This window comes from Pseudomonas putida NBRC 14164 (assembly GCF_000412675.1).
Classification (GTDB): Bacteria; Pseudomonadota; Gammaproteobacteria; order Pseudomonadales; family Pseudomonadaceae; genus Aquipseudomonas; species Aquipseudomonas putida.
The window spans coordinates 5459328-5485314 of the sequence record NC_021505.1 but is presented as its reverse complement, the minus strand read 5'-3'; the positions used below and the strand labels follow the sequence as shown (position 1 = coordinate 5485314).

At 55.8% G+C, this 25987-nt stretch carries 26 protein-coding genes and 1 pseudogene; 19 read left to right on the top strand and 8 right to left on the bottom strand.

Annotation, left to right across the window (positions count from 1 at the left end; translation table 11 throughout):
• Positions 1 to 10 precede the first annotated feature (10 nt).
• Together PP4_RS24415 and PP4_RS24410 are read right to left on the bottom strand one after the other, a co-directional pair.
• Positions 11 to 214 carry a DUF2788 domain-containing protein gene (locus tag PP4_RS24415; RefSeq protein WP_003249787.1) on the bottom strand — a complete coding sequence of 68 codons (204 nt, stop codon included), beginning with the start codon at positions 212 to 214 and terminating at the stop codon, positions 11 to 13.
• Positions 215 to 268: 54 nt separating this feature from the next.
• On the bottom strand, positions 269 to 745 hold the full coding sequence (locus tag PP4_RS24410) for an Lrp/AsnC family transcriptional regulator (protein ID WP_016501780.1): 477 nt from the start codon (positions 743 to 745) through the stop codon (positions 269 to 271).
• Positions 746 to 1141: 396 nt separating this feature from the next.
• Between PP4_RS24410 and PP4_RS24405 the strand changes: the two genes are divergently transcribed.
• Positions 1142 to 1978, top strand: a complete 837-nt coding sequence (locus tag PP4_RS24405) for a DUF6515 family protein (protein WP_016501779.1) — start codon at positions 1142 to 1144, stop codon at positions 1976 to 1978.
• Positions 1979 to 2101: 123 nt separating this feature from the next.
• On the opposite strand, the gene PP4_RS24400 is transcribed toward PP4_RS24405, so the two are convergent.
• Together PP4_RS24400 and PP4_RS24395 are read right to left on the bottom strand one after the other, a co-directional pair.
• Positions 2102 to 2971, bottom strand: coding sequence for a cation diffusion facilitator family transporter (locus tag PP4_RS24400; RefSeq protein ID WP_016501778.1), 870 nt, complete (start codon positions 2969 to 2971; stop codon positions 2102 to 2104).
• 26 nt (positions 2972 to 2997) lie between these two features.
• Positions 2998 to 3417: a hypothetical protein gene (locus tag PP4_RS24395; RefSeq protein ID WP_016501777.1), complete on the bottom strand. Its 420-nt coding sequence runs from the start codon at positions 3415 to 3417 to the stop codon at positions 2998 to 3000.
• Positions 3418 to 3534: 117 nt separating this feature from the next.
• Here PP4_RS24395 and PP4_RS24390 point away from each other — a divergent pair.
• The 9 genes and pseudogenes from PP4_RS24390 to hrpB form a co-directional block, all read left to right on the top strand.
• Positions 3535 to 3948: pseudogene (locus PP4_RS24390) on the top strand (DEAD/DEAH box helicase); the annotation flags it as partial.
• Positions 3949 to 4201: 253 nt separating this feature from the next.
• Positions 4202 to 5878 carry a hypothetical protein gene (locus tag PP4_RS24380; RefSeq protein ID WP_016501775.1) on the top strand — a complete coding sequence of 559 codons (1677 nt, stop codon included), beginning with the start codon at positions 4202 to 4204 and terminating at the stop codon, positions 5876 to 5878.
• Between the two features lie 176 nt (positions 5879 to 6054).
• Complete coding sequence (locus PP4_RS24375) at positions 6055 to 7926, top strand: KAP family P-loop NTPase fold protein (protein WP_016501774.1); 1872 nt, start codon at positions 6055 to 6057, stop codon at positions 7924 to 7926.
• A 196-nt stretch (positions 7927 to 8122) separates the two neighbouring features.
• Positions 8123 to 8824: a Qat anti-phage system associated protein QatB gene (gene qatB / locus PP4_RS24370; RefSeq protein WP_014592512.1), complete on the top strand. Its 702-nt coding sequence runs from the start codon at positions 8123 to 8125 to the stop codon at positions 8822 to 8824.
• Positions 8821 to 10089, top strand: coding sequence for a Qat anti-phage system QueC-like protein QatC (qatC, locus tag PP4_RS24365; RefSeq protein WP_016501772.1), 1269 nt, complete (start codon positions 8821 to 8823; stop codon positions 10087 to 10089). Before qatB ends, qatC begins: the two co-directional genes overlap by 4 nt.
• A gap of 579 nt (positions 10090 to 10668) precedes the next feature.
• Entirely contained in the window at positions 10669 to 10923 is a 255-nt protein-coding gene (locus PP4_RS24360) for a hypothetical protein (protein WP_016501771.1), read from the top strand.
• Between the two features lie 310 nt (positions 10924 to 11233).
• A complete protein-coding gene (locus PP4_RS24355) occupies positions 11234 to 11518 on the top strand; it encodes a hypothetical protein (RefSeq protein ID WP_016501770.1) in 285 nt (94 codons plus the stop codon).
• 51 nt (positions 11519 to 11569) lie between these two features.
• On the top strand, positions 11570 to 11992 hold the full coding sequence (locus PP4_RS24350; protein WP_041168143.1) for a hypothetical protein: 423 nt from the start codon (positions 11570 to 11572) through the stop codon (positions 11990 to 11992).
• Positions 11993 to 12090: 98 nt separating this feature from the next.
• Positions 12091 to 14625, top strand: coding sequence for an ATP-dependent helicase HrpB (hrpB, locus tag PP4_RS24345; RefSeq protein WP_016501768.1), 2535 nt, complete (start codon positions 12091 to 12093; stop codon positions 14623 to 14625).
• A gap of 80 nt (positions 14626 to 14705) precedes the next feature.
• On the opposite strand, the gene PP4_RS24340 is transcribed toward hrpB, so the two are convergent.
• A complete protein-coding gene (locus tag PP4_RS24340) occupies positions 14706 to 15191 on the bottom strand; it encodes a helix-turn-helix domain-containing protein (protein WP_016501767.1) in 486 nt (161 codons plus the stop codon).
• A gap of 235 nt (positions 15192 to 15426) precedes the next feature.
• Between PP4_RS24340 and PP4_RS24335 the strand changes: the two genes are divergently transcribed.
• The 4 genes from PP4_RS24335 to PP4_RS24320 all read left to right on the top strand — a co-directional run bounded on the left by PP4_RS24335 (position 15427) and on the right by PP4_RS24320 (position 17474).
• Positions 15427 to 15813 carry a hypothetical protein gene (locus PP4_RS24335; protein ID WP_016501766.1) on the top strand — a complete coding sequence of 129 codons (387 nt, stop codon included), beginning with the start codon at positions 15427 to 15429 and terminating at the stop codon, positions 15811 to 15813.
• Positions 15814 to 15816: 3 nt separating this feature from the next.
• Entirely contained in the window at positions 15817 to 16212 is a 396-nt protein-coding gene (locus tag PP4_RS24330) for a DUF6957 family protein (RefSeq protein WP_016501765.1), read from the top strand.
• Between the two features lie 72 nt (positions 16213 to 16284).
• Entirely contained in the window at positions 16285 to 17016 is a 732-nt protein-coding gene (locus PP4_RS24325) for a metallophosphoesterase (protein WP_016501764.1), read from the top strand.
• A 62-nt stretch (positions 17017 to 17078) separates the two neighbouring features.
• Positions 17079 to 17474, top strand: a complete 396-nt coding sequence (locus PP4_RS24320) for a hypothetical protein (protein WP_016501763.1) — start codon at positions 17079 to 17081, stop codon at positions 17472 to 17474.
• A 20-nt stretch (positions 17475 to 17494) separates the two neighbouring features.
• Here PP4_RS24320 and PP4_RS24315 read toward each other — a convergent pair whose 3' ends face one another.
• The 3 genes from PP4_RS24315 to PP4_RS24305 form a co-directional block, all read right to left on the bottom strand.
• Positions 17495 to 18382 (bottom strand): transporter, encoded by an 888-nt coding sequence (locus PP4_RS24315; protein ID WP_016501762.1) that lies wholly within the window; start codon positions 18380 to 18382, stop codon positions 17495 to 17497.
• Between the two features lie 19 nt (positions 18383 to 18401).
• A complete protein-coding gene (gene iaaH, locus PP4_RS24310) occupies positions 18402 to 19910 on the bottom strand; it encodes an indoleacetamide hydrolase (protein WP_016501761.1) in 1509 nt (502 codons plus the stop codon).
• Positions 19911 to 20000: 90 nt separating this feature from the next.
• On the bottom strand, positions 20001 to 20699 hold the full coding sequence (locus PP4_RS24305) for a helix-turn-helix transcriptional regulator (RefSeq protein WP_016501760.1): 699 nt from the start codon (positions 20697 to 20699) through the stop codon (positions 20001 to 20003).
• Between the two features lie 402 nt (positions 20700 to 21101).
• Here PP4_RS24305 and benA point away from each other — a divergent pair, with 402 nt between their 5' ends.
• The 5 genes from benA to catA all read left to right on the top strand — a co-directional run bounded on the left by benA (position 21102) and on the right by catA (position 25955).
• The gene (gene benA, locus PP4_RS24300; RefSeq protein WP_016501759.1) at positions 21102 to 22460 is read left to right on the top strand and encodes a benzoate 1,2-dioxygenase large subunit; all 1359 of its coding nucleotides are present in this window, start codon (positions 21102 to 21104) and stop codon (positions 22458 to 22460) included.
• On the top strand, positions 22457 to 22942 hold the full coding sequence (gene benB, locus PP4_RS24295; protein WP_016501758.1) for a benzoate 1,2-dioxygenase small subunit: 486 nt from the start codon (positions 22457 to 22459) through the stop codon (positions 22940 to 22942). Before benA ends, benB begins: the two co-directional genes overlap by 4 nt.
• A 55-nt stretch (positions 22943 to 22997) precedes the next feature.
• Positions 22998 to 24008: a benzoate 1,2-dioxygenase electron transfer component BenC gene (benC, locus tag PP4_RS24290; RefSeq protein WP_016501757.1), complete on the top strand. Its 1011-nt coding sequence runs from the start codon at positions 22998 to 23000 to the stop codon at positions 24006 to 24008.
• 118 nt (positions 24009 to 24126) lie between these two features.
• Complete coding sequence (locus PP4_RS24285; protein ID WP_016501756.1) at positions 24127 to 24885, top strand: 1,6-dihydroxycyclohexa-2,4-diene-1-carboxylate dehydrogenase; 759 nt, start codon at positions 24127 to 24129, stop codon at positions 24883 to 24885.
• A gap of 143 nt (positions 24886 to 25028) precedes the next feature.
• Positions 25029 to 25955: a catechol 1,2-dioxygenase gene (catA, locus tag PP4_RS28340; protein WP_016501755.1), complete on the top strand. Its 927-nt coding sequence runs from the start codon at positions 25029 to 25031 to the stop codon at positions 25953 to 25955.
• Positions 25956 to 25987: the final 32 nt, after the last annotated feature.

Here is a 25987-nt window from a genome sequence, read left to right as displayed (position 1 = left end):
CTGAAATTTTTTATACGCCTTCGAGAAACCCCACCACCACGCTCTTGATGATAAAGGCCAGCACCCCCAGCCCCAGCACGAAGAACAGGATCAACGTCCCGAACTTGCCTGCCTTGGACTTTTTCGCCAGGTCCCAGACGATGAAACCCATGAAACCGATCAATACGGTGACCAGGATTATCATCATCCACTCTTCGAATACGGCGGGATCCATCTGTGTTCTCCAGGCAGGCTGAGCAGCCGATTATACGCCGGCTACCGTGGGCATTTAACGCAGGTGGGTCAATGGCAGCTCGGTGCTGGCCAACACCTGGTTGAGCACGAAGCTTGAACGCACGCTGGTGACGCCTTCGATACGGGTCAGGCTGCCTAGAAGCAGTTTCTGGTAATGGTCCATGTCCGGCACCACCACTTTGAGCTGGTAGTCGGCATCCATCCCGGTGACCAGGCTGCATTCAAGCACCTGCGGCAGGATACGGATGGCCGCCTCGAAGGTTTCGAAGCGCTCCGGGGTATGGCGGTCCATGCCGATAAGCACGTAGGCGGTGAGGCTCAGGCCCAGCTTTTTGCGGTCGAGCAGCGCCACCTGGCGCGAGATGTAGCCGTCGTCCTCCAGTTGCTTGACCCGACGCGAGCATGGCGAAGGCGACAGGCCTATGCGTTCGGCCAGTTCCTGGTTGGAAATGCGCGCATCGCGCTGCAATTCGGCGAGGATGCTCAGGTCGTAGCGGTCAAGTTTGCTCATGGTATTTGCCCTTTTCTGTTCGTATTGCGGCGAATTATCAATCCAGGGTGAAAAATTGCGCAAGTGCTATTTATCTGAGCAATCTTCGCAATCCTCTGCCGCAACCTGTCCGGTATCTTTATCAACAGAATCACTGCCCGGACATCAGTCCACGGCGACGCGCCCTAGGCGGGCGGTCGCGGCCAGCCATCCAACAGGATGCACTCGGCCCCCGGGCTACACACCTTCCAGAAGACGGTGTGAGGTGAGCCGGCGCCACAAGTGCCGAGCACGGACGACAATTTCAGAAGGGAGGCCCTGTGGCCTCCCTTTTTTCTGTCTGGAAATTTAATTGGCCTGTGGTGCCGTCACGGTAGACTGGCTCTAGTTGCCGTATTTTCTACCGTGAGGAACACCATGAAGTCGCGCATCTGGCAGTTGGCAGGTGTTGTTTTGCTGGGTTTGAGCATCAGCCTGGGGGCCTTGGCCGAAGGGCCGGGTGAGGGGCATGGCGAACGTGGCCAACAGGGGCAGGCAGAAGGTACGCCCGGCCGCTCGCTGAACTCGCGCGACGAAGTGCGCCAGACCCAGCCGCCAAGGCAGGGTTACTATCAGGACATCCCCCGGCGCCACGGCGATAACCATCAATGGGAGGCTGGCGGCCCGGGGCAACGCCCCGGTGGCGACTGGCAGGGGCGCCCGGATGGCCACGGCAATGGTTGGGGGCCTGGGCCGCAGTATCGACCGGGTCACACTGTCGATCATTTCCCCGACCGCTACTGGAAAGTGCCCTACCGGGGGGCGGACTACTTCTACTCCGGTGGCTACTGGTATCGCCCCCATGGTGGCAGTTACATCGTCGTGACCCCGCCTTACGGCGTGCGGGTCAATTACCTGCCGCCCTATGCGCAGGAGGTCTGGCTGGGTGGGGCGATGTTCTTCCTGGTGGCCGACACCTATTACCAGTACCTGGCTGACAGCCAGGAATACGTGGTGGTCAACCCGCCCGTCGGCGCCCCTGCGCCTGTACCGGTGGCACCGGCAAACGGCGGGTATGACGTGGTGGCTTACCCGATGAACGGGCAGGGGCAACAGCAGCAGGAGCAGGACCGCTACCAGTGCCATCGCTGGGCGGTGAGCCAGTCGGGGTTCGACCCGGCGACGGCGACCTACGCACCGGCGGCCAATGTGCTCGACACCTATCGCCGGGCGCTGGGTGCCTGCTTCAGTGGCCGGGGTTACAGCATCAACTAAGCCAGATGTGCTGTCGGTCCCGGCCCTGTCGTCAGCAAGCCAGCTCCCACAGGTATTGCACATGCCGTCAGGCCAGTGCACCCCTGTGGGAGCTGGCTCGCCGGCGATAGGGCCCTTGTTAATTCACACCGGGTCGGCGTGCACCATCACATCCGCCAGAGGATAACGCTGGCGGATCACCCGCGAGGCCTCCACGCACAACCCATGCGCATCATGCAGCGGCAACTGCTCCGGCAGCTCCAGGTGCAGCTGCACGAACCACTGGTTACCCGACACCCGCGTACGCAGGTCATGCACGCCTTTCACCCCGGGTATGGCCAACACCAGTGTGGTCATGTCCTCGCCAACTTCACCGGGCAGCTCCTTGTCCATCAGGATCGCCGTACTCTCGCGGGCAATCTGAAAAGCGCTCCAGAGGATGTAGCAGGCAATGCCCAGGCCGAACAGTGCATCCAGTTGTGGCCAGCCAAAGCGTGCCAGCAACAGGGCCAGCAGAATGCTGCCGTTCAACAGCAGGTCCGAGCGGTAATGCAGGGAGTCGGCCCGCACTGCGGTGGAGCCGGTCAGGCGAATAACCTTGCGTTGCAGTGCCAGCAAGGCAAGGGTCAGCCCCAGCGATAACAGCATCACTGCAATGCCGACGCCGGTATCGCCCAAAGGTTGTGGCGTGTGCAGGCGTTCGGCCGCCTGCACGCCGATCAGCACCGCACTGACGCCGATGAACAGCGCCTGCGCCATACCGGCCAAGGCTTCGGCCTTGCCATGGCCAAAACGATGGTCGTCGTCGGCCGGGCGCAAGGCGTAGTGCACGGCGAGCAGGTTGATGAACGAAGCGACAGCATCCAGTGCCGAGTCGGTCAACCCGGCCAGCAGGCTCACCGAGCCGCTCAGCCACCAGGCCAGCGCCTTGCTCAGCACCAGGATACTGGCCACCGCCAGTGAAGCGCGGGTGGCAAGGCGTAGCAGGCGCTGGTGTTCAGCCGAGGTGATCATCCGTGGTCCAGGTCCGTGAGTGGGTGTCAGGCTGCCGGCACCAGGCCCAGGCTGGCCAGCTGTTCGACACTGCCGCGGTGCTGGATCAGCCGTGGGTCGTTCAGCGGCAGGCGCTGGCCCAGTTCGCTTTCGATGATGGCCTGCAACTTCAGGTTGTCGACCTTGCCGTCGGGGCTGACCGCTTCCTGCAGCTTGGCCGGGTCGACCTGGGCGGTGCGGCCACCCGGGTAGTAGATGGCGCCAGTGGCGAAGTCGATGCCGAAGGCAATCAGCCCCGGGATGACGTAGAACAGAATGCCGATGGCGTCCATTGCGGCTACCACGGGGTCGATCTTGCCGCCGATCTGGCCGCGCCGGTCCGGGTAGAAAATGGTACCGCAGGCCGTCAGCTGGGTCAGCAAGGTGGCGATGAGGGCGCCGCCGATGACGCGGGATGGGATGCGCATGTAAATCTCCGAGAAGGTATTCATCAGGGCAAGCGAAGCGCCTGCGCCTGAAGCTTAAGACCATGATAGAGCAGGCTGGGTTCGCCGTTATACTCGCCAGATTGTTCGAGGACCACCATGATTTCATTACCGATCGATGCCGTGCTGCCTGCTTTGCGCCAAGCCCTGGAAAAACGTGACGAAGCTGTGCTCGAAGCGCCACCCGGCGCCGGCAAGACCACCCGCGTGCCGCTGGCGCTGCTGAACGAGCCGTGGCTTGCCGGGCAGACCATCCTCATGCTCGAACCGCGGCGCCTGGCGGCGCGTGCGGCAGCCGAACGGCTGGCGAGTGAACTGGGCGAGCAGGTGGGTGAAACGGTGGGATACCGCATCCGCCTGGACAGCAAGGTGGGGCCGAAAACCCGTATCGAGGTGGTGACCGAAGGCATTCTGACCCGCCGCCTGCAAGCCGACCCGGCGCTGGAAGGCGTGGGCCTGCTGATCTTTGACGAATTCCACGTTTTGCTGATCGGTCATTCTTCAGCTTTGGCTTGTCACGCTTTTCAGTCAAAGCCCACAAGGCTTTGATGTTCCTGCTCCTGCTCCTGCTCCTGCTCCTGCTCCTGCTCCTGCTCCTGCTCTTGCTTCACCCCCTGCCTTCACCGTCCCTCCAGTTCCAGCCCTCAGAACGCACCAGCCTCCTCAGTCACCAAGCTACCCGTCCCCCCACCCCCATCACCGCAATCGCAATCACCTCAATTTCCAAGCATGATCAGCACATCCAAATTCATCACCGGGATAGTGCATGAGCGGGTCGAAAGCTAAGCTAAAAACTAGCGCTGAGAAGAAAGCCGAAGCCAAACCAAAGCGTGACGACTTCGTGGGATCAACACCGCAGAAGATTCGCGACAGTGCTGGAAATGTATGTTCATACCCAGGCTGTCACGTACACACTCATGGTGCGAAATTAAACGGAGGAGGCACAGTAAACGTTGGTGTCGCATGCCACATCAAAGCTGCTGCCCCAGGTGGCCCGAGGTACGATGAAAAGCAAACCTCAGAACAGCGCAGGCACTTCGATAACGGCATCTGGATGTGCCAGACACATTCAAGGTTGATCGATGCAGACGACTCTGCCTTTAGCGTCGAAACCTTACTTCAGTGGAAGCGCGATGCGGAAGCTAGATCCAACTCGTTACTGAACCAGAAAAGCTTCACCGAAAAGGAAGTGAAGGTCGCTGCAGAGCAAGGCTCAGTAGATCTGCTCCATCGCTTCGTGAATCGAGCTAACGACCCGCTGGATACACCTGTAGCGGAGATAGTGAAGGGCTACGAATCTAACCTGGAAAACCTCGATTCGCGCTTCACTGTTGAAGTGAACAAAAGCGGAAATCACTACACGCATGTGATTCAGGCGGCTCAAGACAAGGTCAGCATCGACTTGGTTTTGCAGAACCTCGATAAGCTGGATGACTTCTGGGCGGCGCAGAAGGCGTTTGTTGAAGAAGGCAGGGAGCTTAGGATCCCCGGCAAGCATTTTGAGCTCAAGGGTTCCAAACTCTTTGACGCTATTCAGCAGAGAGCCACTGGTGGTGGCCAAGGGGTGCTGATTATCGGCGGGGTCAAGAAGCCGATCGTAGCCAATCTCTACATCCGCACGGATAACGGGAGCGAAGTGTTCCTTGAGTCATTCACCTGCTACTACACCTCCGGCACTTTACGAACAGTCTTCGAGGGCTCGGCCTTGGAGGGCTTCATCGCGGTCAAAGCCCATTGCTCGCATGAGGGCCAGGATCATCAGTTTGATCTGTCATTCAACGTTGAGTCTTGGAAGGGGAAAAACATACTCGAGCTGCCTCGTTTTTCTCGGCTGTTGAAAGCAGCCCAGCTGATGGACAAGGGAAGGCTGGTGTTTGAGCTGGAGGTTGGCAGCAATGCTGCAGCGTTTGACTCAAAATCGAGCACGGTCTCGGATGAGTTCCACGCCCAGTTGAAGTGGGTGATTCTCTATATAGACGTGGCACGCAAGATCGCTGAGGAGTGTGGTAGGCCTGTGCTGCTGAATGAGCTCGACTTCGACTATGAGCTTTATAAAGAGCTGAAGAAGTACGTGAAGCTTTTAGCTGGCCCCGTCCATACGCAGCAGACCTCTGGTTTTGTTTGCTCAGGGGTACTGAATGAGTACGAACCTGGTGCGATGGAGCGTGCTCAGTCCAGAGGCTGTTCTTCTCAGATCAAGCTGGCACAAGAAGACTCGTTGGTGTTCGGGCTGTTTGGGACGGTCATACGGGCGCCAAGGAGGGAGTACATTTATACGGGCGTTGAAGCGCTCTACTTCAGCGACGTCGAAGAGCGCGGTGAGCCAAGGGTTGAGATTCACGCGACTCCTGAGACGAGTGTTGTGGTTCAACTGCAGCCTGGCGAAGCGTGGACTGTTTTGGACGACTGGGATGGATCAGAGCTACCGGCAGTAATTGACTGATCTCACCAGAGTTCCTTCAGCCTGGCTGACCCCTTTAGGCGAGCGGAGCACATGCAAGCTCGCGACAGACGATCACCTCCCGCATAAGTCGTGCCGGTTGTAGTGGCCATTTGCCAAGCGCGACGGCTACTATTGGCCGGAGTTGCTTCACGCCAAGACTTCCAGGGAGGGTCGCCATGTGGGTAGATAACGAGACGGATACCGACTTCCTCAATTTCTCAGGGGTAGCAGATACGGTTGCTGAGATCATCTACTCAGCCAACGGCCGTCCGATTTCCATCGGCGTCTCTGGTGCCTGGGGCGCCGGCAAGTCGTCGATGATCAAGCTGATCCAGGCTTCTTTGAAAAACCCTCCCGAGCCAGGTGAAAAACCGGCCAAAGACTTCGTGTTCGTTGAGTTCAATGCCTGGCTCTACCAAGGCTACGACGATGCACGCGCAGCGTTGATGGACGTGATCGCATCGCAACTGGAAGCCGAGGCACAGGCTAGAAAAAGGGGGTTGGACAAAGTTGTAGATTTGGCCGCGCGCGTGAACTGGCTGCGTGCCGCTAAGCTTGCTGGCAATGGCATCGTATCGCTCGTGACGGGGTTTCCACCCCCTGGATTGATAGGTGACATGGTCGGACTGTACGACCGAGTCCGTTCTGGTGGGGTCGATCAAGACGCGATTGAGGCGGTACACGATGCCGCCGAAGAGGCAAAAGGTGAGGCGGAAAAGTTGTTCCGTAGCGCACCTCCCAGGAAGTCCCCTCCGAAAGAGATCCAAGCCCTAAGGGATAACTTCGAAGACATTCTCGACGAGCTGGGCGTCACGCTGGTGGTGCTTATCGACGACCTTGATCGTTGCCTTCCCGAGACCACGATCTCTACTCTCGAAGCTATCCGTCTCTTCCTGTTCCTGCGCAACACAGCGTTCGTGATTGCTGCCGATAACGAGATGATCAAGCACGCGGTGCGCAAGCACTTCAGCGGCGTACCGGATGATTTCCTGGTCACCAGCTACTTCGACAAGCTGATTCAGGTGCCCATTCGTGTTCCTCCACTGGGTACCCAGGAGGTGAGGGCGTACATGATGATGCTGTTCCTTGAGAACAGTGCGTTGCCGAAAGAGGTGCTCGAGGATATCCGGCTAAAAGTACGCGGCCAGCTCCGTTCGACCTGGCAAGGCAGTCGCGTGGATCGAGCCTTCATGCAGGGCTTGTACAAAGAATACCCCTCCGAACTGATTGGCAAGTTCGATACTGCCGAGCGCTTGGCAGCAGTCATGACTTCTGCCTCAGGTATTCAAGGCAACCCTCGACTCATCAAGCGTTTCCTCAATGCGTTGGCCATTCGCATGAGCATCTCTCGTGCCCAAGGCGTAGGTGTAGATGAAGCTGTGTTGGTGAAGCTGATGTTGTTCGAGCGCAGCGGTAATCCGAAGGCCTACGAAGAGCTGATGAAGGCGGTGGCTACCGACAAACACGGGAAGCCGGCCATGCTTCGAGACTGGGAAGATCATATAGACAAAGGCAAGAACCTAGCTCTATCCCAGCCTTGGGATCAGCCCTTTGTGAAAGAGTGGTTGGCTCTGCCTCCTGCGTTGGCAGACAAGGATCTTCGTGGCGCGATCTACGTGAGCCGTGAGCATGCGCCCATCATTACCGATGAGGATCGACTGTCCTCCGAAGCAGCGGAGCTTTTGACGGCTCTGCTGGAGATGCCTGAGATGGCACCTCAGCTGAAGGAGCGTTTGGGAGCCCTTGCACCAGTTGAGATCAACGTTGTTATGGATCGCTTGCTGGACAAAGCAGGTGGAGAACAAGAATGGGGCGTGCCAGACATTCTCGAAGCGATGCTGGTTGTTGCAAGGCTGGATGCGCAGCAAGGAGTTAGGCTGGCTGCATTTTTGAAGGAGCGTCCGCCAGCGCAAATTCAGGCCGGTATTGTGCCTAAATTGAGCGATGAAGAATGGGCCAAGTCGGTGTGCGATTTCTGGCTGAACGCCGACGTCGGCATGCCGGTAAAAACTGCGATAAGGAAGTTGAATGGGAACGTCACAAAATAACGACGGGCCTGGGAAGGGCACGCCATACGTACCACCTTGGACGCCGCCATTGCCTCCGGTGCCGCCTCAGCCGCCTGCTCCTCCTGAGCCGTTAGACCCGACCGATCCGGAGTGTGGCCCTCCAGATGAAGGGCCTCCTGATCCAGATCAGGAGGTAGCTGACGATGGTGATGAGGGGACTGATGATCCAAGGCAGGTGCCGCAAGCACCGCAGCCAATAGCGCCACCTGGGCGTTTTGGTGGTGCACGCCGTGGTCTAGGTGACTATGCGAGCAACGGTGATCGGCGCAGTCTGCGCAAAAGCCTTCGCGACTATGTACGTCAGGGCTACGGTGGGTCTAAAACAACCACTGCGCGATTCGGCGGCACTGCTTCGGTCGCCGGCGCTCTGGGTGCTGCACTCGAATCCGTTGCTGATGCTGCCAACCAGGCCGCACCAGGTGTGCTCGATCCCGCTATGTGGCAAGGGCGTTCACCTTCTGAGGTGATGGATGCGCTGGTTGAGGCGGTGCGTCCAGTAGACGGTACTCAAGATGCAGAAGCTGAGCGAGCATCCATTCGCGGCTCCCTTTCTGACGTTCTCGTGCGCTATCCAGATGCTGACCTGCTCAACCTTTCGACGGAGCAGCGGGCATTTGTGATCGAGCGTTACACAGCGATGGATGTATTCCATCGATATGAGCTCGACCTCGGTAAAACCATTCAAGAGAAGGCTAAGTCGGCAACCGTGGCTGTCCGCCGCTTGAAGGAAATCAAGGACTACATCAAAGAGTGTGTCTCTGCGTCGTTCCGTAAGATTGCGGCAACTGGGGCGCGGCTGACAACGGGCCGGATTTCGCAGGTGGTCAGCCAGGCATTGCAGGACACCTTTGAAGTGTTTGAGGGGTACGTAGAATGAAGTTCGTATGCGGCCCAGCCGACTTCAAGGTGCCGGGTGTCGATGATGCGATGCAGATAGTGATCTACGGTAAGGCAGAGAAAGGGCAGGTGAGTGTCGGAGGGTATGCTCGCGAGCTTCTTGAGAAAGCCCACCTGGAGATCGATCCCCGAGCTTGGGATTTCCTGAGCATTGCGCTTGCGGTAGTCGCAGCAGACTTCACTGCTCTCCGTGCAAAAAGCGCAGATGCTTGGACGCGTGTGATTGATCTAGAGATTGCCGTTCAAGATCCGGTGTTCTGGAACACCCAAGCTCGAGCGCTTGAAGGAGCTTTGCGCTTTCTCACCACGGATCGTTGGACGCTCACATTCCATGCGGGTGGATTCGGGCCACCTGCGCAGCTGCAGGCTCTGCATCCTAGCGAAGACTCTGTCGTGCTTCTGTCGGGTGGCTTGGACAGCTTGATCGGTGCTATCGATTTGGTGGAGCAAGGTGTGAAGCCCTATGCGGTGAGCCAGATCGTCAGGGGTGATGGAGAAAAGCAGGATCGCTTCGCCAAGAGTTTGGGCTTGGAGCGACTTGGCCTTAACCATGTCACGAAATCACCCGGGCAGCAGGAGCCTTCGCAGCGTGCTCGTTCGATAATCTTCTTGGCGTTTGGTTTGGCGGTGGGGACGTCGCTTGACCGTTATCACCGGGGCCAGACTGTGCCGCTCTACATCTGTGAGAACGGCTTCATTGCAATCAACCCTCCATTGACGATGTCCAGGCTCGGTAGCCTGAGCACGCGCACAGCCCACCCTGAATACCTCGGGCGGCTTCAACAAATCCTCGATGCTGCAGGCATCAATGTGCAGATTCTCAATCCCTATGCCCTGATGACCAAGGGTGAAATGCTCGCTGCATGCCGAAACCAAGAGCTGCTCAAAGAGCATGCTGTGGCTTCAACAAGTTGCGGACGATTCCAGCGTTTCGGGTACAAGCACTGCGGTCGGTGTGTGCCTTGCCAGGTGCGGCGCGCCTCCTTCAAACAATGGTCTGCGATACGCGATGACACCCGGTACGTCTATGACAACCTGACCCTGGATGATCTGCAGCATGGGAAGTTTGAGGACGTACGGTCTGTCGGCATGGCGTTAGCCAATGTTGCCCACGAGGGATTTGAGCACTGGCTGGGGCACAGTCTGTTCTCTCCCTTTATCCAGGATCGAGCTGGTTACAGCGCAATGCTTGCCAGAGGTTTGGAAGAGCTTGGCCGTCTGCACCAAGCCTACAAGCTCAACTAAATGTCTCATCGCTAAGCCAAGCAAGAAGCAATGCCAGTCGACGCCTCGCGGATGGGATGTCGACTTGCCCGAGAGAGGGCGCCCACTTGAAATGCGCATGCTGCAGCGGCGCAAAATCCTGCCAGTTTGCGTCGCTCAGTGCCGGGAATCAGGGCGGTTTGATAAAGAAAAAAGTTATTTGTAACAAGATAAATCAAGATTGAAACGCTGGAACCCTTGTGCCATGCGGGCTGTGCATGCGTACAGTACCCGGATGGGATCCAAGACACAGTTTGCGCACAAGTTATCCACACCCCATCAACTTGCGCGTCTCGAAATAGCCCCTTATCTTGTAGCTAAGTCGTAACGAGCCCACTATATCTTGGGTTTCGGCGGCTGAAGCGGAATCGAAAAAGCTAGCAGGCACATGCGCAACGTTTGCAGACACAACGCATGAACCTGCCACCCGATACTGCTCGTGAAAGCGGTGGGATGCGCATTTAGAGATAACCAGGGGAGGGTGTCAATGCTCTACCAGAGGTTTCTGCTCAACGTGCTCCCGCCTGAATCTCGATTCAAGACTGTGGAGTATTCCCTGCTATGTCTAAAAATTCGAAAGAAACGTCCCCGAAGGTTGCCACCCTGGCATCTGAAACCCTGCGTGACTCGAACGCCTCTGCTATCCAGAAGCAGCTGGCAGCCTCTGCCATGTCCCAATCGTCATCTGGTAAGCAGACCAGTGCTGAGATGGAGGCGGTTGCTGGTCGCGTGCTGGAAAGCGACAAGTACAACGCGACTACCAAAACGTTGGCAGCTTCGGTGCTCGCTCAGTCCAACAAAGAGCGGGGTAACTGACCATGGCTCGTTATTACGTGAACAGAAACGCGCAAGCCAACGGTGATCATGAAGTGCACACCGGTAGCTGCACCTTCCTCCCTTCGATTTACAACCGTCAAGATTTGGGCGAGCACACCTCGTGCTTGACTGCTGTTCGTCAGGCTCGGGTGACGTACCCACAGTCCAATGGCTGCCGGTTCTGCTCTTCGCTCTGCCATACCAGCTAACCCTTGGCCAGGGTCGACGCTCCTTGTTTTGGAGTGCCGACCCCTGGAGTTTATGCAGCGATTTGCTGCGTGTAGAAATCTCAAAGCCTAGGAGGCAGGACATGGCTGTAACGGTGAAGCGTTCGGATCTGCAGCAGAAGTACAAGTACACCTGGAAGCGCGATAAAGGGGATGGGACGTACGCCGGCCCACTTGACCGAGCTAAGGTTGACAAGGACGAGGGCTATGAGGTCGCTGACTTCATCGAGAAGCTGATGAATGACCATGGCAAGTCTGGAGCGGCAAATATCCGTGCCGCAGAGGAAGCTCTCAAGGCACCTCAACTCAGCACCATGACTTCTCGAGCGGATCTCTATAAGGCGGTCAAAGCTGATCTGCGCTGGTAGGTCTGCTAGCCAGTACCTTTCACGATAGTCATGAGATCTATGGGGAAGCGCATGTTGGATGCACCGTTTTTCGATCCGCGTATGCCTTGGTGGTTTGACCAGGTCGCGAAGGATTACAGCCAGAAGCTGGCCACGCTTGGAAAATGGCTTTTTGTAGGAAGTGGCGGGCTGTTTTTTGTTCCGCTAACTCAGTGGTTAGCTCTGGGGTTGGCCGGGGTGCTGCTTGTGAGTGCGGTCATCCTGGGGCGTGCTTACAATAAGCATGTTGATGAATTCATCGAGCACACTTCACTCGCAAACCTCATCAAAATTTTCGCTCCAACCTGGCGATTCGTGCTCATGACGAGCATTCTTCTCGGGGTTGGCTGTGGGCTGACTGAGTGGAGCTTCTTCGCCGAGTACAAGCAGATGATTATTGGTCTGTTCGTTTCGGGCGGGATTTTGGATCTGGCTAAAGGTCTCTTCAGCAACTGAAGAATGGCGGGTAGCGGCCCGGTTTGGCCAGCTATCCGCTACACAGATCCGTCACCTGGCGAACCTTTGTATACTGCGCTCCTGCCGCAGGAGTACTCATGAGTTTGTTGCCAATCAACGCCGCGTTGCCGGCCCTTCTTGAAGCCCTTCAAAATCGAAATGAGGTGGTGCTTCAAGCACCGCCTGGCGCCGGTAAAACGACTCGCGTCCCGCTTGCCTTGCTCGATGAACCATGGCTCCAAGGGCATACGATCATCATGTTGGAACCTCGCCGGCTCGCAGCCCGAGCTGCCGCCGAGCGCATGGCGAACGAGCTAGGTGAGAAGGTCGGTGAGACCGTTGGCTATCGGATTCGCCTGGACAGCAAAGTCGGAGCAAAGACGCGGATCGAGGTGGTGACGGAAGGAATACTGACGCGCCGGCTGCAAAGCGATCCTTCGCTTGAGGGCGTCGGCTTGGTGATCTTCGACGAATTCCACCTGAGAAGCCTGGATGCCGATCTCGCCCTTGCCCTGACGCTCAATGGTCGCGAGCTTTTCCGGGACGATGCACCGCTGAAGGTGCTGCTGATGTCGGCAACGTTGGAAGGTGAAAGGTTGTCCCGTCTGCTGAATGACGCACCGATCGTGACGAGCGAAGGACGCATGTTCCCGGTCTCGACAGTCTGGGGGAAACCTCTGCAACCTGGAGAATACATCGAGCCGCGAGTCATCAGTGCGTGCCTTGAAGCACTTGCTGATCAGACTGGTAGTTTGCTGGTTTTCCTCCCTGGTCAAGCCGAGATCCGTCGAGTCGTGACAGGCCTGGAAGATGCTTTGACCCAGTCTCCATCACTTCAGCGTGACGTTCTTCTTTGCCCCCTTCATGGTGAGCTCGATCTGAATCAGCAGCGGGCCGCGATTGATCCGGCACCGGCAGGAAAGCGGAAGGTTGTGCTGGCCACAAACATCGCTGAGACCAGTATCACCATCGACGGTGTGCGTGTCGTTATAGATGCAGGCCTTGAACGTGTACCACGTTTCGATCCTCGCAGCGGGATGACACGGTTGGACACCCAACGCATATCGAAAGCCAGTGCTACTCAACGTGCTGGTCGAGCAGGGCGGGTCGAGTCAGGTGTGTGCTACCGACTCTGGTCTGAAACCCAGCACGACCAAATGGCGGGTTTCAGTTCGCCCGAAATTCAACAAGCGGATCTCACAGGTTTGGCCCTGCAGCTCGCTAAATGGGGCGTCCAGCCAAGTGACCTGAAGTGGCTTGATGCTCCGCCTACAGCTGCATACTCGCAAGCGAACGATTTGCTTCGACGGCTTGGCGCGCTGCAACCAGATGGGCAACTGACAAAGCACGGCCAAGCGATGGCCGAGCTGCCGAGTCATCCTCGGATCGCACATTTGCTAATGCGTGGCCATGAGCTTGGTCTGGCTGAAACCGCGTGCAACATCGCTGCTTTGCTCGGCGAGCGTGATATTCAGCGTGGCGGTGGAGCAGACCTTCACAGTCGTTTGGCCATCCTGTCCGGTGAGCAGAGAGCACAGCGCGGTGAGCAAGGCGGTGCTCAAAGAGCGAAGCAACTAGCAAGGCAATACCGGTCGTACTTGCGCGGCCCAGCATCGCGACCAGTCGCTGATTCAGACCACCCGAGGTGGGTGGGCTGCCTTCTTGCTTTGGCGTATCCCGACCGGGTCGCACATCAGCGTCGTGCGGGTGGGGCTGAATATCGATTGGCAAATGGTCGTGCAGCGATGTTCACCGAGACCGATGCACTGATGAAGCATTCTTGGCTGGTGATTGCCGACTTGGGTAGCAGGCAAGGCCAACGTGAGGAGCGGATCTACCTGGCCGCCGATCTGGATGAAGCGCTGTTCGACACTGTTCTGAAAGAGCAGGTTAGCCAGGTGGACGAGCTCGACTGGGATGAGCGTGAAGGTGCTTTGCGCGCTGAGCGGCAAGTGAAAGTAGGGGAGCTGATTTTGTCCCGCGCGCCGTTGTCCGACCTGAGCGATGAAGCGCGCGTTCAGGCTTTGCTTAACTACGTTCGCCGGAAGGGTTTGGAGCTTTTGCCCTGGACGCCTGAACTACGTCAGTGGCAGGCCAGGGTGGAGCTGCTGCGCACTCTTGATGAAGAGTCCGGTAATCAAAGCTTATGGCCTGATCTTAGGGATGAAGCCTTGCTCGTGTCGCTTGAGCAGTGGTTGGGGCCATATGTAAGTAAGGTGACTCGGCTGAGTCATTTCGGGCAGCTAGACCTGTCCTCAATCATCCGCAATCTGTTGCCTTGGCCACTGCCACAGCAGCTGGATGCGCATGCTCCCCAGACAGTTTCGGTGCCGTCAGGATCGAACATTCGAATTGACTACAGCGAGCGTCCGCCGATTCTTGCGGTGAGATTGCAGGAGCTGTTTGGACAGGCTGATACGCCACGCATCGCGAATGGGCGACAGGTGCTCAAGCTGCATCTTCTGTCACCAGCGCGCCGTCCGGTGCAGGTTACCCAAGACCTGGCCAACTTCTGGCGCACGACCTACGCCGAGGTGAAGAAGGATCTGAAAGGTAGGTACCCAAAGCATTTCTGGCCCGATGATCCAATTGTTGCCCAAGCCACCGCACGAGCCAAACCGAGGGGTACCTGATTTACTCGGAATGGATAGGTAAAAGGTGAGGGCTAACATTCTGCTGCTGCCTTCGTTAACCGACTTACCGCTACCTCACCTTACTGATCAGAAGTTGGCATGTGCCATATTTTGTGCACCGAAGTGGTCGACAGGCCTAACGCCTTCGAAGTCTCCTTCTGTGTCATCCCATCAGCCTTGCACTTAAGCACAGCTCTGATTTTCTCCTCAGTAATCGGCGGCTTGCCTGCTTTCGCAGTGGTCAATTTTCCATCAGAGAATTGCGCGGGCAAGCTTTCTAAAATGCGCATGTCGCGCAGCTTGGCAAGCTCTGTCGAAAGATACGCCATGTACTCCTCAAGCGATTCTTGGCGCTCAAAGCTCGATGCGGCTGCCAGCAGGGCCACTACATCTATGTCCAAGCGTTTGCTGATGCCTTCGAGCATCTCCATTGTGACGCCGAATTTTCCGTGTTCGACATTGTGGAGGTGACGGGCTTCCTGCGTACCCACCAGTTGATCTCGGGAGAGGCCTCGAGCGGCACGAGTGGTGCGCAGGACTGCTGCCAGGGTGTATCGCGATGGCATGAGTGCTTCCCGCAAAGGGAAGGATAAAGCCATACCCGATAATTCGCATCTATGAAATATATTGCGCGAATGCGAATTGGTGATAAGGTGGCCTTTCCCATTTCAGCTGGTAGAGAAACGTTGAAGTTGTGATGGCAGGACAATCATCGCTCGGCGGGCAGTTGTCAATTTATATGAATTATTGAGTGGCTCTCAAAGCTAAAAGAGCCCGGCACAGATAGGCGGTAAGACAGTCGTGTTCTTCACTAAACAAGCAGAGCTTCAAGGACAGTTTTTGGCTCATGATAGCCTTCGCTTGCTGTGGAATTCAGCGAGCTTGAACCCTGACAGCTACTACTTCGTGATCGAAGGTTGTGGGTTGGTTGATGACGGTTTTGGCCCCTCGGTGCGCCTGGTTTCCAGCGTCGCGGAGGTCGATGCTTTGTGCAAGGGGGATGCAGTCGACTTCTTGAACGTGAACAAGGTGCAGCTAATTGCTCCTCCTTCTATGACCAATCAGTCAGAGTTCTCGATGCAGCTATTGACGGAGATTAGGATCAAGGAAGGGAGCGAGGGTCAGGCGCACCCGGTGTATGAGTTTGTCACTCGAAGCGGACAGATCTACTCAAGCGTGAGAGCTTGACCCATGTCTGCCTCCTTGGAAGACGCGATGTCATTTCTATACGGCTCTTGTGAGGTCGCCAAAGGTTGGGCTGGTGAGAGGGCCGACCTAATTGAAGCTGCTCAGGAGCGCTTCCCTGGAAAAGCATTCTGCCTCGTGAAGCGATGGATCATTGTCGAGATTTCCGCAAATGAGGCTGAGCCGTTGGCCGGCGGGATTGCTCCAATGGTCGTGCTCGCTCATGAGGTCATCTACGACAGTCGAGGGCGTTTCGTACCTGGCAGTTGGGTGAGATCGACCTATGCGGTTTCGCATGAGTGCCCATGGATGTTCGAGACTTGCAACACAGTCTATCTCCTTGTCGGCGACGGATACAGAAAGCAAGCATCACTGGAATTGGTGATGTCGTTTCGTCCTTGAGCATTTCAGCTTTGTAGCCCGGTCGTCCTTTGGACTGACCGGGAGTAGCGACGCAGCCCTATGGAGCACCGTATGAAGATCGCGATCTACTCGGATCTACACAATGAGTTCTCGGAGTTTGAGCCACCTCAGCTGGACGTCGACCTGGTCGTGCTCGCCGGAGACATCTCAGTGCGTGGCAGAGGGGTAACGTGGGCAAACGCTAAATTTGACTGTCCGGTGATCTACGTCCCCGGTAACCACGAGTACTACAAAGGTGGGCACCTGGATCGTACGCTCATCAAGATGAAGGAGGCAGCGGAGGAGCATGTGCATGTCCTCGAAAACGAATGCCTGGTCATTGGTGATACCCGATTTTTGGTGACCACCGCCTGGACAGACTTCACCTCAACCGGCGATTACAAAACTGCGATGTACGAGTGTTGGGAGTGGATGAATGACTTCAGGGTTATCCGAAGCGGTGAGGGTTTCAGGAAGCTTCGCCCCGTCGATCTCATTGCTCGGAACATTACCGCTCGCGATTTTCTTGCCACTGAGCTTGCTAAGGGCTTTGAGGGAAAGACGGTTGTGGTCACTCACCACTGCCCGATCCAAGAGGTAGCTGGTGATGGGCACGAGGGTCATCTCAGGGCTGCGTATTTCAACCAATGGCATGCCTTAGTTTCGCAGGCTGATGCCTGGATCTTCGGTCATACCCATCACGCGGTCGACACGGTCGTTTCGGGATGTCGGCTCGTTTCGAACCCGAAAGGGTATTCAGGTGAAAAGACCGGCTTTGTACCGGATTTCATCATTGAAATCTAAGCGCCTCCAAGAGCGGAAGCTGTCAGGGGGATGTTGAATTGGACGCAGGAGCGCAAGAACACATGACAGATGAGATCATCAGGTACCCAGGTGAAGAGCCATCGATTCTTCAGCTCACGCGCATCATACAAGCGATGGGTCAGCAGTACCCTATGCCGATTACTGCCTATCTGAGCGACGCAAAAATTTCGAACGATTGCGCAGTCGGGGTTGTGGTTGGTCAAATCGTTCCAGGGCTCATTGAGAAGCGCACAGGGGCATATTTGCTGACGACCACGCCGATCTTCTCGTTGGACAGAGTAGAGCGCTTCTGGGTAGTTGGTACAAAGGCTGGGAATTTTGTCCTGACTTCATTCAAGCGCGGAGCGGGGCGGAAGAGTTTTCGAGCGCTGATCGCAACCTCTGACCAACCTGGCGCATCTTCGGGGCGCGAGCCAGGCGCCTTCGCGGGCGCCTGAATGGCCGATCTGGCCCTTTTTCAAAAAAGATGTGCAAGTCGAATATTGACTCTGGCATTTTCTTTAGGGCCATTGCGGACTTCAATGTCCTGCCCGAACTGTGTTTGAATTTGTGTTTTGGGTGTGAAGAAGTGTGCCCAAGTCACCAGAAACTTGCTGGAGTTCAATCCGTCCCCCAAATCCTCACCGTTAAATTCGTGTTCGCCACCTGTGGTGCGTAGGTAGGTTAGGCCGACTTGGTTACTCTCATTAACAACATACCGAAGGTGTGTCTGTACTTCAAATGCAGGCGCCTGTTTCAAGGTGCCATCTAAGTAGTCATCATTCTTGCCATACCAGTCCCGCTCCAGCGTAATTTCCCCATATAGTTTATGTGGAATTAAGGCGTGGACATAGTTCAATTCCAGTACGCCTTTCCATCGGTTCTCCCCCATGTTCATCCCGCCGAGATCTGAGTCGTATTCTCCGAGCGGCATGGCGATGAAGGTACCTACGCTGAAATAACGCTCTTTCATTGGGTCGTTGTAAAGCCACGTGGTGCTACCAATAAAAGGGTCGCCGAATCCAGTTTCGCGATCACCGTTAAGGTTCAAAGAGCCCCAGGGGACGATCACTTGCGGTGTCACCAAGATCCCATTAAGGTCAATCCATTTCACATATCGTGCTAAGAAGACATCACTTTTAAGGTTGTAGCCATCAGATACCTTATGGTTGTCTTCCATGACGGCGTTCCGTTCCGCATGTTGAAAGTATAAAATGGCGGTGTCTGTGCCTGCCGGTAAAGGCGCGTTATCGCCCGGCTCCGAGGTGATGACGTTAGCCTCAACATTATTTGCAATGCACGCAAAAAGAACTGCAGCGCAGCCGAGAATTCGCCGCGAAATTTTGCCAAGTGCGAAATTGATCATAGTGATACTCGTTGAATTATTATTTTGTTGGAGGTGTTTGGGCGTTTACGATTTTCTCGACCATGAGAGCTAGAGCAAGAAGCTCCTTGTCAGTTCCTGGAAGGCTGTCGAGCTCAATGCCTACGGGCAAGTTGGCCGCTCCCGCAAGCCCTATGGGGAGGCTTATTCCTGGTAAACCAGCGTTGCTTCCAGGGTCGGTGTTCTTGATCATACGACCGAAGGCCTTGAAGGATGTGGAGTCTAAGTTGCTTGGGATCGCAAGATCTGGAGTTGTTGGAAAAATAAGCGCGTCGAGCTTGAATTCCTTGAAAGCTCGCGTGTATGTTTTTTTCATTTCGGGCTGACCAACTTCGGTTGCCCACTTGTAGGCGTCGGCTACGTCTACCAACTTACCATCAGTTCCAGGCATCTTTTGAGGCAGGATGTATTTTTCGAACAATACTTTCACATCTGGACTTGAAATTTGTGCGGCAAGCTTAGACAGCTCCACACCAGTTTGATTTTCGGATAGATAGTGCTCCAGTGACTTCCGGCCTTCATAAAATGCCATTGGCATGCCGACTTTCTGATTCAATGCATGGATGTCGGGCATCGATAACGGAACCAGTTTTACGCCTGCGTCTTTCAGTTTTTTGATTACGGCTTCAGACCTGGCTGCAACCTCCGGAGACAAGTCACCCCAAAATTCATTTGGTATCCCTAGTCGAATTTCCTTAACGTTTGGTGGGGTTGCGGTTTTCTCTCCAGTAATAATTGAGTCCATCAGAATGACGTCTGCCACGGTACGAGCCATGGGGCCTGCGGTGTCACGAGTAGGAGAGATGGGGGTAATACCGGTCTGACTATAACGACCTACCGTAGGGCGAAGCCCAACGATCCCATTTAGCGCTGCCGGTTGTCTTACGGAACCGCCGGTATCAGTTCCCAGTGCCGCTGCTACGAGTCGAGCGCCTACGGCGCTTGCACTGCCCGAGGATGACCCACCTGCAATGCGGCTTTGATCGTAAGCGTTTCTGACACCTACTGTGTCCTTGACGTGGAATGCTGTGTTGTAGCCGGAAGTGCCATAGGCCAGCTCTTGCATGTTGGCTTTACCAACGATTATTGCACCGGCATTCTCCAGTGGATCGATAATTGGTGCATTTTTCGTCGGAAGATAAGCCTTCAGGGCCGGAGTGCCTGCAGTATTTGGGAATCCGACCACCTGGATGTTGTCCTTGATAGCGATAGGGACGCCCCCGAGAGGAAGGCAGGCTTCACCGTTTTTGATTCTCTGATCGTAAGCGTCCGCCTTCAACCTGGCTGCTTTCATGTCAACCGTGATGAAGGCATTGAGATTCTGATGGCTATCGATGCGGGCGACGTAGGCATCCAGAAGTTCGCGACTGGAAATCTGCTTTGTGCAGATCTGCTTGGCCGCCTCCGAGGCGGAAAGCAGAGTCGGGTCAGCGAGTGGAGCAGCGATTGTGGTGGATGACAGAGCAAGCAGTGCAAAAGGCGCACTTTTCATCCAGCGTTGGTAATGCATGGCTCTTATCCTTGTAATCACGGCGTTGATGCCGTGTGATTACCTTAGCGAGCCTGCAGGGATGTGAAACTCCTTAAGATTGAGGAGGCGTCAGAAGTGGCGAGACAGTTGTGTGCGATTAGTGCATTTAAACTTTTTCATAGCATTGTTCAAATGTGTGCGAACAGTTGTAAAGGATATGCCCAAGATTAGTGCAACCTGCTTATCACTTGCACCATTAGCGACCAATTTTGCAACATCCATTTCCCGCTGCGACAGTCTGGCCTCAGATTTTTGGGCTGATAGTGACCTAACGAAATAAGGTGTAAGATCTTTGAGGATTTGTTCGTCGCGTTCACAGAACGGTGGGTCGCCAGCACCCCTCCAGATCCGCAGGTCGCCGACGTCCTGATGGTTGTCTTTGAAGTATACGTTGATGCCGTGGAACATACCGGCTGGCTTCAAAAACTCAGAGTAAAACTGGCTGTTCAGCAATGTGGAGCGTTTGATCGCACTGTCGACATTGGCGGCATGACCAACTTGATGCATCGTTGGCGTGACGAGGTCGTACTGGTGGTGGTGTTGATCGTACTCATGCAGTAACTGCTCGCTGATATTGACTGAGCAGCGGCGAGTTGAGCGCTGCAAATCCTCACTCCAGATGAACGATGACGTGTAGTCAGCATTGAGCAGTTTTGCAATCAGGCCAAGTACTGCGGGGCGTGCTTCAGCCTTGCCTCTGTGTTCGCAAAGCAACCAGACGATCTCCGCCATGCAGTCAATTTCATCGGCTCTTAGGGCAGCATGCATGTTACTTAACCTCCCACTTCGCTCTGAATTTTCAGCGTAAGCAAGATGTAGGCCGCTTTTTTCTAGCTCTCTGCGCTAAGCACGTGGCGGCGGAGGTAGAGACACCTTCGAAACCTCAGGCCACAGGAGTTGGCGACTTTTGTGAGAGGCTGGCCGTCTCACGTTCAAGCTAGGAGGAGCTGCAGGGTCAGTAGGAGGTCGTCTTCATTTGGTTACACCCGACCCACCGACGGAAGTGGTCACACGTCACCGCATTTGCCCGATCCGCACCCTTCGTTGGTGCTTTGTCCTCAAATGATGGATGCAAAAAGTGGACACGTCTCTGCATTAGCTGGATATCCCTCCATGTATGGCAACCCTAACCTTGGCTGGCCTGAACAATAACAATTGGAGACCCTGGCCATGTCCCTGGGATTCGACTACCTAAATTCCATGCTCGAAGACGATCGCGAAAAGGGCGTCTACCGTTGTAAGCGCGAGATGTTCACCGACCCGCGTCTGTTCGACTTGGAGATGAAGCATATCTTCGAGGGCAATTGGATCTACTTGGCGCATGAAAGCCAGATCCCCGAAAAGAATGATTTCCTGAGCCTCACCATGGGGCGTCAGCCGATCTTCATCGCGCGCAACAAGGACGGGGAACTCAATGCCTTCCTCAACGCTTGCAGCCACCGTGGTGCCATGCTGTGCCGGCACAAGCGAGGCAACCGTTCCAGCTACACCTGCCCGTTCCATGGCTGGACGTTCAACAACAGCGGCAAGCTGCTCAAAGTCAAAGACCCGAGCAATGCCGGCTACCCAGACAGTTTCAACTGCGACGGCTCCCACGACCTGACCAAGGTGGCACGATTCGAGTCGTACCGGGGCTTCCTGTTTGGCAGTCTGAATGTCGATGTGAAACCGCTGGTCGAGCACCTGGGCGAGTCGGCAAAGATTATCGACATGATCGTCGACCAGTCGCCAGAAGGTCTGGAAGTACTGCGCGGTGCCAGCTCGTACATCTACGAGGGCAACTGGAAGCTGACTGCTGAGAACGGTGCCGACGGCTATCACGTCAGCTCCGTGCACTGGAATTACGCCGCCACCCAGAACCAGCGCAAGCAGCGCGAGGCAGGCGACGAAATTAAAACCATGAGCGCCGGCTCTTGGGCTAAGCAGGGTGGTGGTTTCTATTCCTTCGACCATGGACACCTGCTGCTCTGGACGCGTTGGGCGAACCCCGAGGATCGCCCAGCTTATGAGCGCCGTGACCAACTGGCTCAAGATTTCGGCCAAGCCCGCGCAGACTGGATGATTCAGAACTCGCGCAACCTGTGCCTGTACCCGAACGTGTACCTGATGGATCAGTTCAGCTCTCAGATCCGCGTTGCCCGACCAATTTCGGTAAACAAGACCGAAATCACCATCTACTGCATCGCGCCGAAAGGCGAGAGTGCCGATGCCCGTGCTAAGCGCATTCGCCAGTACGAAGACTTCTTCAACGTCAGTGGCATGGCCACCCCGGACGACCTGGAAGAGTTCCGCTCATGTCAGACCGGCTACGGCGGCGGTATCGGCTGGAACGACATGTCGCGAGGCGCCGAGCACTGGGTAGAAGGCGCTGACGAGGCGGCCAAGGAGATTGAGCTCAGACCGCTCATGTCCGGCGTCCGTACAGAGGATGAGGGCCTATTTGTGCTGCAGCACAAATATTGGCAGGACACCATGATTCAAGCCCTCAAGGACGAACAGCAACTGATCCCCGTGGAGGCTGTGCAATGAGCCTTTATGAAACCGTGCGCGACTTCCTCTTCCGCGAAGCGCGCTACCTGGACGATGCCCAGTGGGATCAGTGGCTTGAGCTCTACGCCGTCGATGCAAGCTTCTGGATGCCTTCCTGGGATGACGACGACAAGCTCACCGAAGACCCGCAAAGCGAAATCTCGCTGATCTGGTACGGTAACCGTGGCGGCCTGGAAGACCGCGTGTTCCGTATCAAGACTGAGCGTTCCAGTGCGACCATTCCGGATACCCGCACTTCACACAACATCAGCAACATCGAGATCGTCGAGCAAGGCGATGGTATGTGCAAGGTTCGTTTCAACTGGCACACCTTGAGCTTCCGCTACAAGACCACCGACAGTTACTTCGGTACCAGCTTCTACACCCTCGATCTGCGCGGCGAGCAGCCGCTGATCAAGGCCAAGAAGGTAGTGCTGAAGAACGACTACGTGCGTCAGGTCATCGACGTTTATCACATCTGAGATGAGGTAGAGCGAGCCGAAGCCGAGGTGCTGAGGCTCGTTTGCGAGGTGCAACATGAGCTTCCAGATCGCACTGAATTTCGAGGACGGGGTTACCCGCTTTATCGAGGCCACTGGCAATGAAACGGTGGCTGATGCCGCCTACCGCCAAGGTGTAAACATCCCGCTCGATTGCCGCGATGGGGCCTGCGGCACCTGTAAATGCAGGGCTGAATTCGGACGTTATGACCTGGGTGACAACTTCATTGAAGATGCCCTGAGCGAAGATGAAATCGCAGAAGGCTATGTGCTGACCTGCCAGATGCGTGCGGAAAGTGACTGTGTCATCAGTGTTCCAGCGTCTTCATTGGTCTGCAAAATCGAACAGTCCAGCTACCAGGGAAGCATTAGCGGGCTGGAGCAGCTTTCTAAGAGCACTATTGCGCTGTCCATCAAGGGCGAATCCTTAGCTCGCCTGTCCTTCCTGCCTGGGCAATACGTCAACTTGAGCGTGCCTGGCACGGAGCACAGCCGCGCATACTCATTCAGTACCTTGCAGAAAGAAGGCGAAGTCAGCTTTCTGATTCGAAATGTGCCAGGTGGTCTGATGAGCAGTTTCCTGACCGGGAAAGCTAAAGTCGGTGACACCATGAGTTTGGCAGGGCCGTTGGGAAGCTTTTACTTACGGCCAATCGAGCGTCCACTTCTTCTCCTGGCGGGTGGCACCGGCCTGGCTCCGTTCACCGCGATGCTGGAGAGGATCGCGGAGCAGGGTAGTGATCATCCGTTACACCTGATCTACGGAGTCACCAACGACTTCGACCTGGTCGGGCTCGATCGTCTGCAGGCGCTGGCCGATCTCATTCCGAACTTCACCTTTAGTGCATGCGTGGCAAATCCAGAGAGCCAGCATCCGAAAAAGGGGTTCGTCACTCAGCATATTGAGCGCGGTCATCTCAACGATGGTGATGTTGATGTGTACCTGTGTGGGCCGCCTCCCATGGTAGAGGCCGTCAATCACTACATCCGCGAGCAAGGTTTCACGCCGGCCAATTTCTACTACGAGAAATTCGCACCCGCTTCATGATTTTTTGGGGGCGTCCCATCGTGCGGGTGTGGACGTCCCCCTTTTTATTTCAGGCTTCAATCGTCATGCGCCAAGTGCTCCCACAATTCAGTTGGGAGCAGGTCAGGGAGTCATAGTGATGAACCGATTTGATGGCAAGGTCGCTTTAGTGACCGGAGCTGCCCAGGGAATTGGACGGGCGGTTTGTGAGCAACTCAAGACTGAAGGTGCGCGAGTAGTTGCAGTGGATCGCTCTCCTCTCGTCCACGAAATGACCGGCGAGGGCATGCTTACCCTTACGGCCGATCTCGAACTGCATGAAGACTGCTCGCGCGTCATGGACGCAGCGGTTGAAAAGTTCGGCAAGCTCGACATCCTGGTTAACAACGTAGGCGGCACTATCTGGGCCAAGCCTTTCGAGCATTACGATACTCAGCAGATCGAGGCAGAGGTTCGTCGATCTTTGTTCCCCACATTGTGGTGCTGTCATGCGGCGCTTCCACACATGCTAAAGAAAGGCAGCGGTGCGATCGTGAACGTTTCGTCGATCGCTACTCGTGGGGTCAATCGCGTCCCTTATGGGGCTGCGAAGGGTGGAGTCAATGCATTGACTGCCTGTCTTGCATTCGAGACAGCCGAGCGGGGTGTACGGGTCAATGCTACTGCTCCAGGGGGTACTGAAGCCCCGCCCCGACGCATTCCCCGCAACGCCGAAGAGCAAAGCAACGAAGAGAAAGTTTGGTATCAACAAATCGTTGATCAAACCATCAGCAGCAGCCTGATGAAGCGTTACGGGAGCATTGAGGAGCAAGTCGGAGCGATCCTCTTCCTCGCTTCAGATGATGCTTCCTACATCACAGGGGTCACGCTTCCTGTAGGCGGTGGCGACCTGGGTTGAGATGTACGAACTCCTTCAGTCATCACAGCGACGCGCCCAATCATCTATCGAGCCGACCAGAGGAAGTGCGTCGCTACCTTCATCTATCCGCAGTAAACACCTGCCATTCGCGTTTCTATTAAAACAATACGAGGCCTACGAAAATGACCGTGAAGATATCTCACACTGCCGATATTCATAAATTTTTTGAAGAGGCTGCCGGTTTCGGCAACGCTGAAGGCAACCCTCGCATCAAAAGTATCATCCTACGGGTCTTGCAAGACACCGCGCGACTGATCGAAGACCTGGAAATCACAGAAGATGAATTCTGGTTCGCAGTTGATTATCTGAATCGTCTAGGTGGCCGTGGAGAAGCTGGTCTTCTGGTTGCAGGGCTTGGCATTGAGCACTTCCTCGACCTGTTGCAAGACGCCAAGGATGCTCAGGCTGGCCACACTGGTGGCACGCCACGCACCATTGAAGGCCCACTCTATGTCGCGGGTGCGCCGATAGCTCACGGCGAAGTACGTATGGACGATGGCGCGGAAGAGCACAAGGCCACAGTGATGTTCCTGGAAGGCCAGGTTCTGGATCCGAACGGGAAGCCAGTTGAAGGCGCTACCGTGGATCTGTGGCATGCCAACACTTGTGGCACATACTCGTTCTTCGATCAGAGCCAATCTGAATACAATCTGCGTCGGCGAATCATCACAGATGCGGAGGGACGCTACCGTGCCCGCTCCATTGTGCCATCCGGCTATGGGTGCGATCCTCAAGGGCCAACCCAGGAGTGTCTGGATCTGCTTGGCCGGCATGGGCAGCGACCGGCGCATATTCACTTCTTCATCTCGGCACCTGGTCACCGCCACCTGACTACACAAATCAACTTGTCTGGAGAGAAATACCTCTGGGACGATTTCGCCTATGCCACTCGTGATGGGTTGGTTGGAGAGATTGTCTTCCGAGAGGATGGTGCGCGTGGTGTGCCAGGCCGTTACGCAGAGCTGAATTTTGATTTCCAGCTGCAAGCAGCTCCAGAAGCGACCGCTGAGCAGCGCAGCTCTCGTCCGAGAGCCTTGCAAGAAATCTAAGGGCTACAAGGATTAAATGATTAAAGGGCAAG

Coding starts and splice junctions, on each gene's coding strand:
- PP4_RS24330 (WP_016501765.1), top strand. CDS start 15,817: ATGTCTGCCTCCTTGGAAGACGCGATGTCATTTCTATACGGCTCTTGT.
- PP4_RS24360 (WP_016501771.1), top strand. CDS start 10,669: ATGTCTAAAAATTCGAAAGAAACGTCCCCGAAGGTTGCCACCCTGGCA.
- PP4_RS24375 (WP_016501774.1), top strand. CDS start 6,055: ATGTGGGTAGATAACGAGACGGATACCGACTTCCTCAATTTCTCAGGG.
- hrpB (WP_016501768.1), top strand. CDS start 12,091: ATGAGTTTGTTGCCAATCAACGCCGCGTTGCCGGCCCTTCTTGAAGCC.
- benA (WP_016501759.1), top strand. CDS start 21,102: ATGTCCCTGGGATTCGACTACCTAAATTCCATGCTCGAAGACGATCGC.
- qatC (WP_016501772.1), top strand. CDS start 8,821: ATGAAGTTCGTATGCGGCCCAGCCGACTTCAAGGTGCCGGGTGTCGAT.
- PP4_RS24340 (WP_016501767.1), bottom strand. CDS start 15,191: ATGCCATCGCGATACACCCTGGCAGCAGTCCTGCGCACCACTCGTGCC.
- PP4_RS24320 (WP_016501763.1), top strand. CDS start 17,079: ATGACAGATGAGATCATCAGGTACCCAGGTGAAGAGCCATCGATTCTT.
- PP4_RS24305 (WP_016501760.1), bottom strand. CDS start 20,699: ATGCATGCTGCCCTAAGAGCCGATGAAATTGACTGCATGGCGGAGATC.
- PP4_RS24405 (WP_016501779.1), top strand. CDS start 1,142: ATGAAGTCGCGCATCTGGCAGTTGGCAGGTGTTGTTTTGCTGGGTTTG.
- iaaH (WP_016501761.1), bottom strand. CDS start 19,910: ATGCATTACCAACGCTGGATGAAAAGTGCGCCTTTTGCACTGCTTGCT.
- PP4_RS24380 (WP_016501775.1), top strand. CDS start 4,202: ATGAGCGGGTCGAAAGCTAAGCTAAAAACTAGCGCTGAGAAGAAAGCC.
- PP4_RS24400 (WP_016501778.1), bottom strand. CDS start 2,971: ATGATCACCTCGGCTGAACACCAGCGCCTGCTACGCCTTGCCACCCGC.
- PP4_RS24415 (WP_003249787.1), bottom strand. CDS start 214: ATGGATCCCGCCGTATTCGAAGAGTGGATGATGATAATCCTGGTCACC.
- PP4_RS24315 (WP_016501762.1), bottom strand. CDS start 18,382: ATGATCAATTTCGCACTTGGCAAAATTTCGCGGCGAATTCTCGGCTGC.
- catA (WP_016501755.1), top strand. CDS start 25,029: ATGACCGTGAAGATATCTCACACTGCCGATATTCATAAATTTTTTGAA.
- PP4_RS24355 (WP_016501770.1), top strand. CDS start 11,234: ATGGCTGTAACGGTGAAGCGTTCGGATCTGCAGCAGAAGTACAAGTAC.
- PP4_RS24325 (WP_016501764.1), top strand. CDS start 16,285: ATGAAGATCGCGATCTACTCGGATCTACACAATGAGTTCTCGGAGTTT.
- PP4_RS24395 (WP_016501777.1), bottom strand. CDS start 3,417: ATGCGCATCCCATCCCGCGTCATCGGCGGCGCCCTCATCGCCACCTTG.
- PP4_RS24410 (WP_016501780.1), bottom strand. CDS start 745: ATGAGCAAACTTGACCGCTACGACCTGAGCATCCTCGCCGAATTGCAG.
- PP4_RS24285 (WP_016501756.1), top strand. CDS start 24,127: ATGAACCGATTTGATGGCAAGGTCGCTTTAGTGACCGGAGCTGCCCAG.
- benC (WP_016501757.1), top strand. CDS start 22,998: ATGAGCTTCCAGATCGCACTGAATTTCGAGGACGGGGTTACCCGCTTT.
- benB (WP_016501758.1), top strand. CDS start 22,457: ATGAGCCTTTATGAAACCGTGCGCGACTTCCTCTTCCGCGAAGCGCGC.
- PP4_RS24350 (WP_041168143.1), top strand. CDS start 11,570: ATGTTGGATGCACCGTTTTTCGATCCGCGTATGCCTTGGTGGTTTGAC.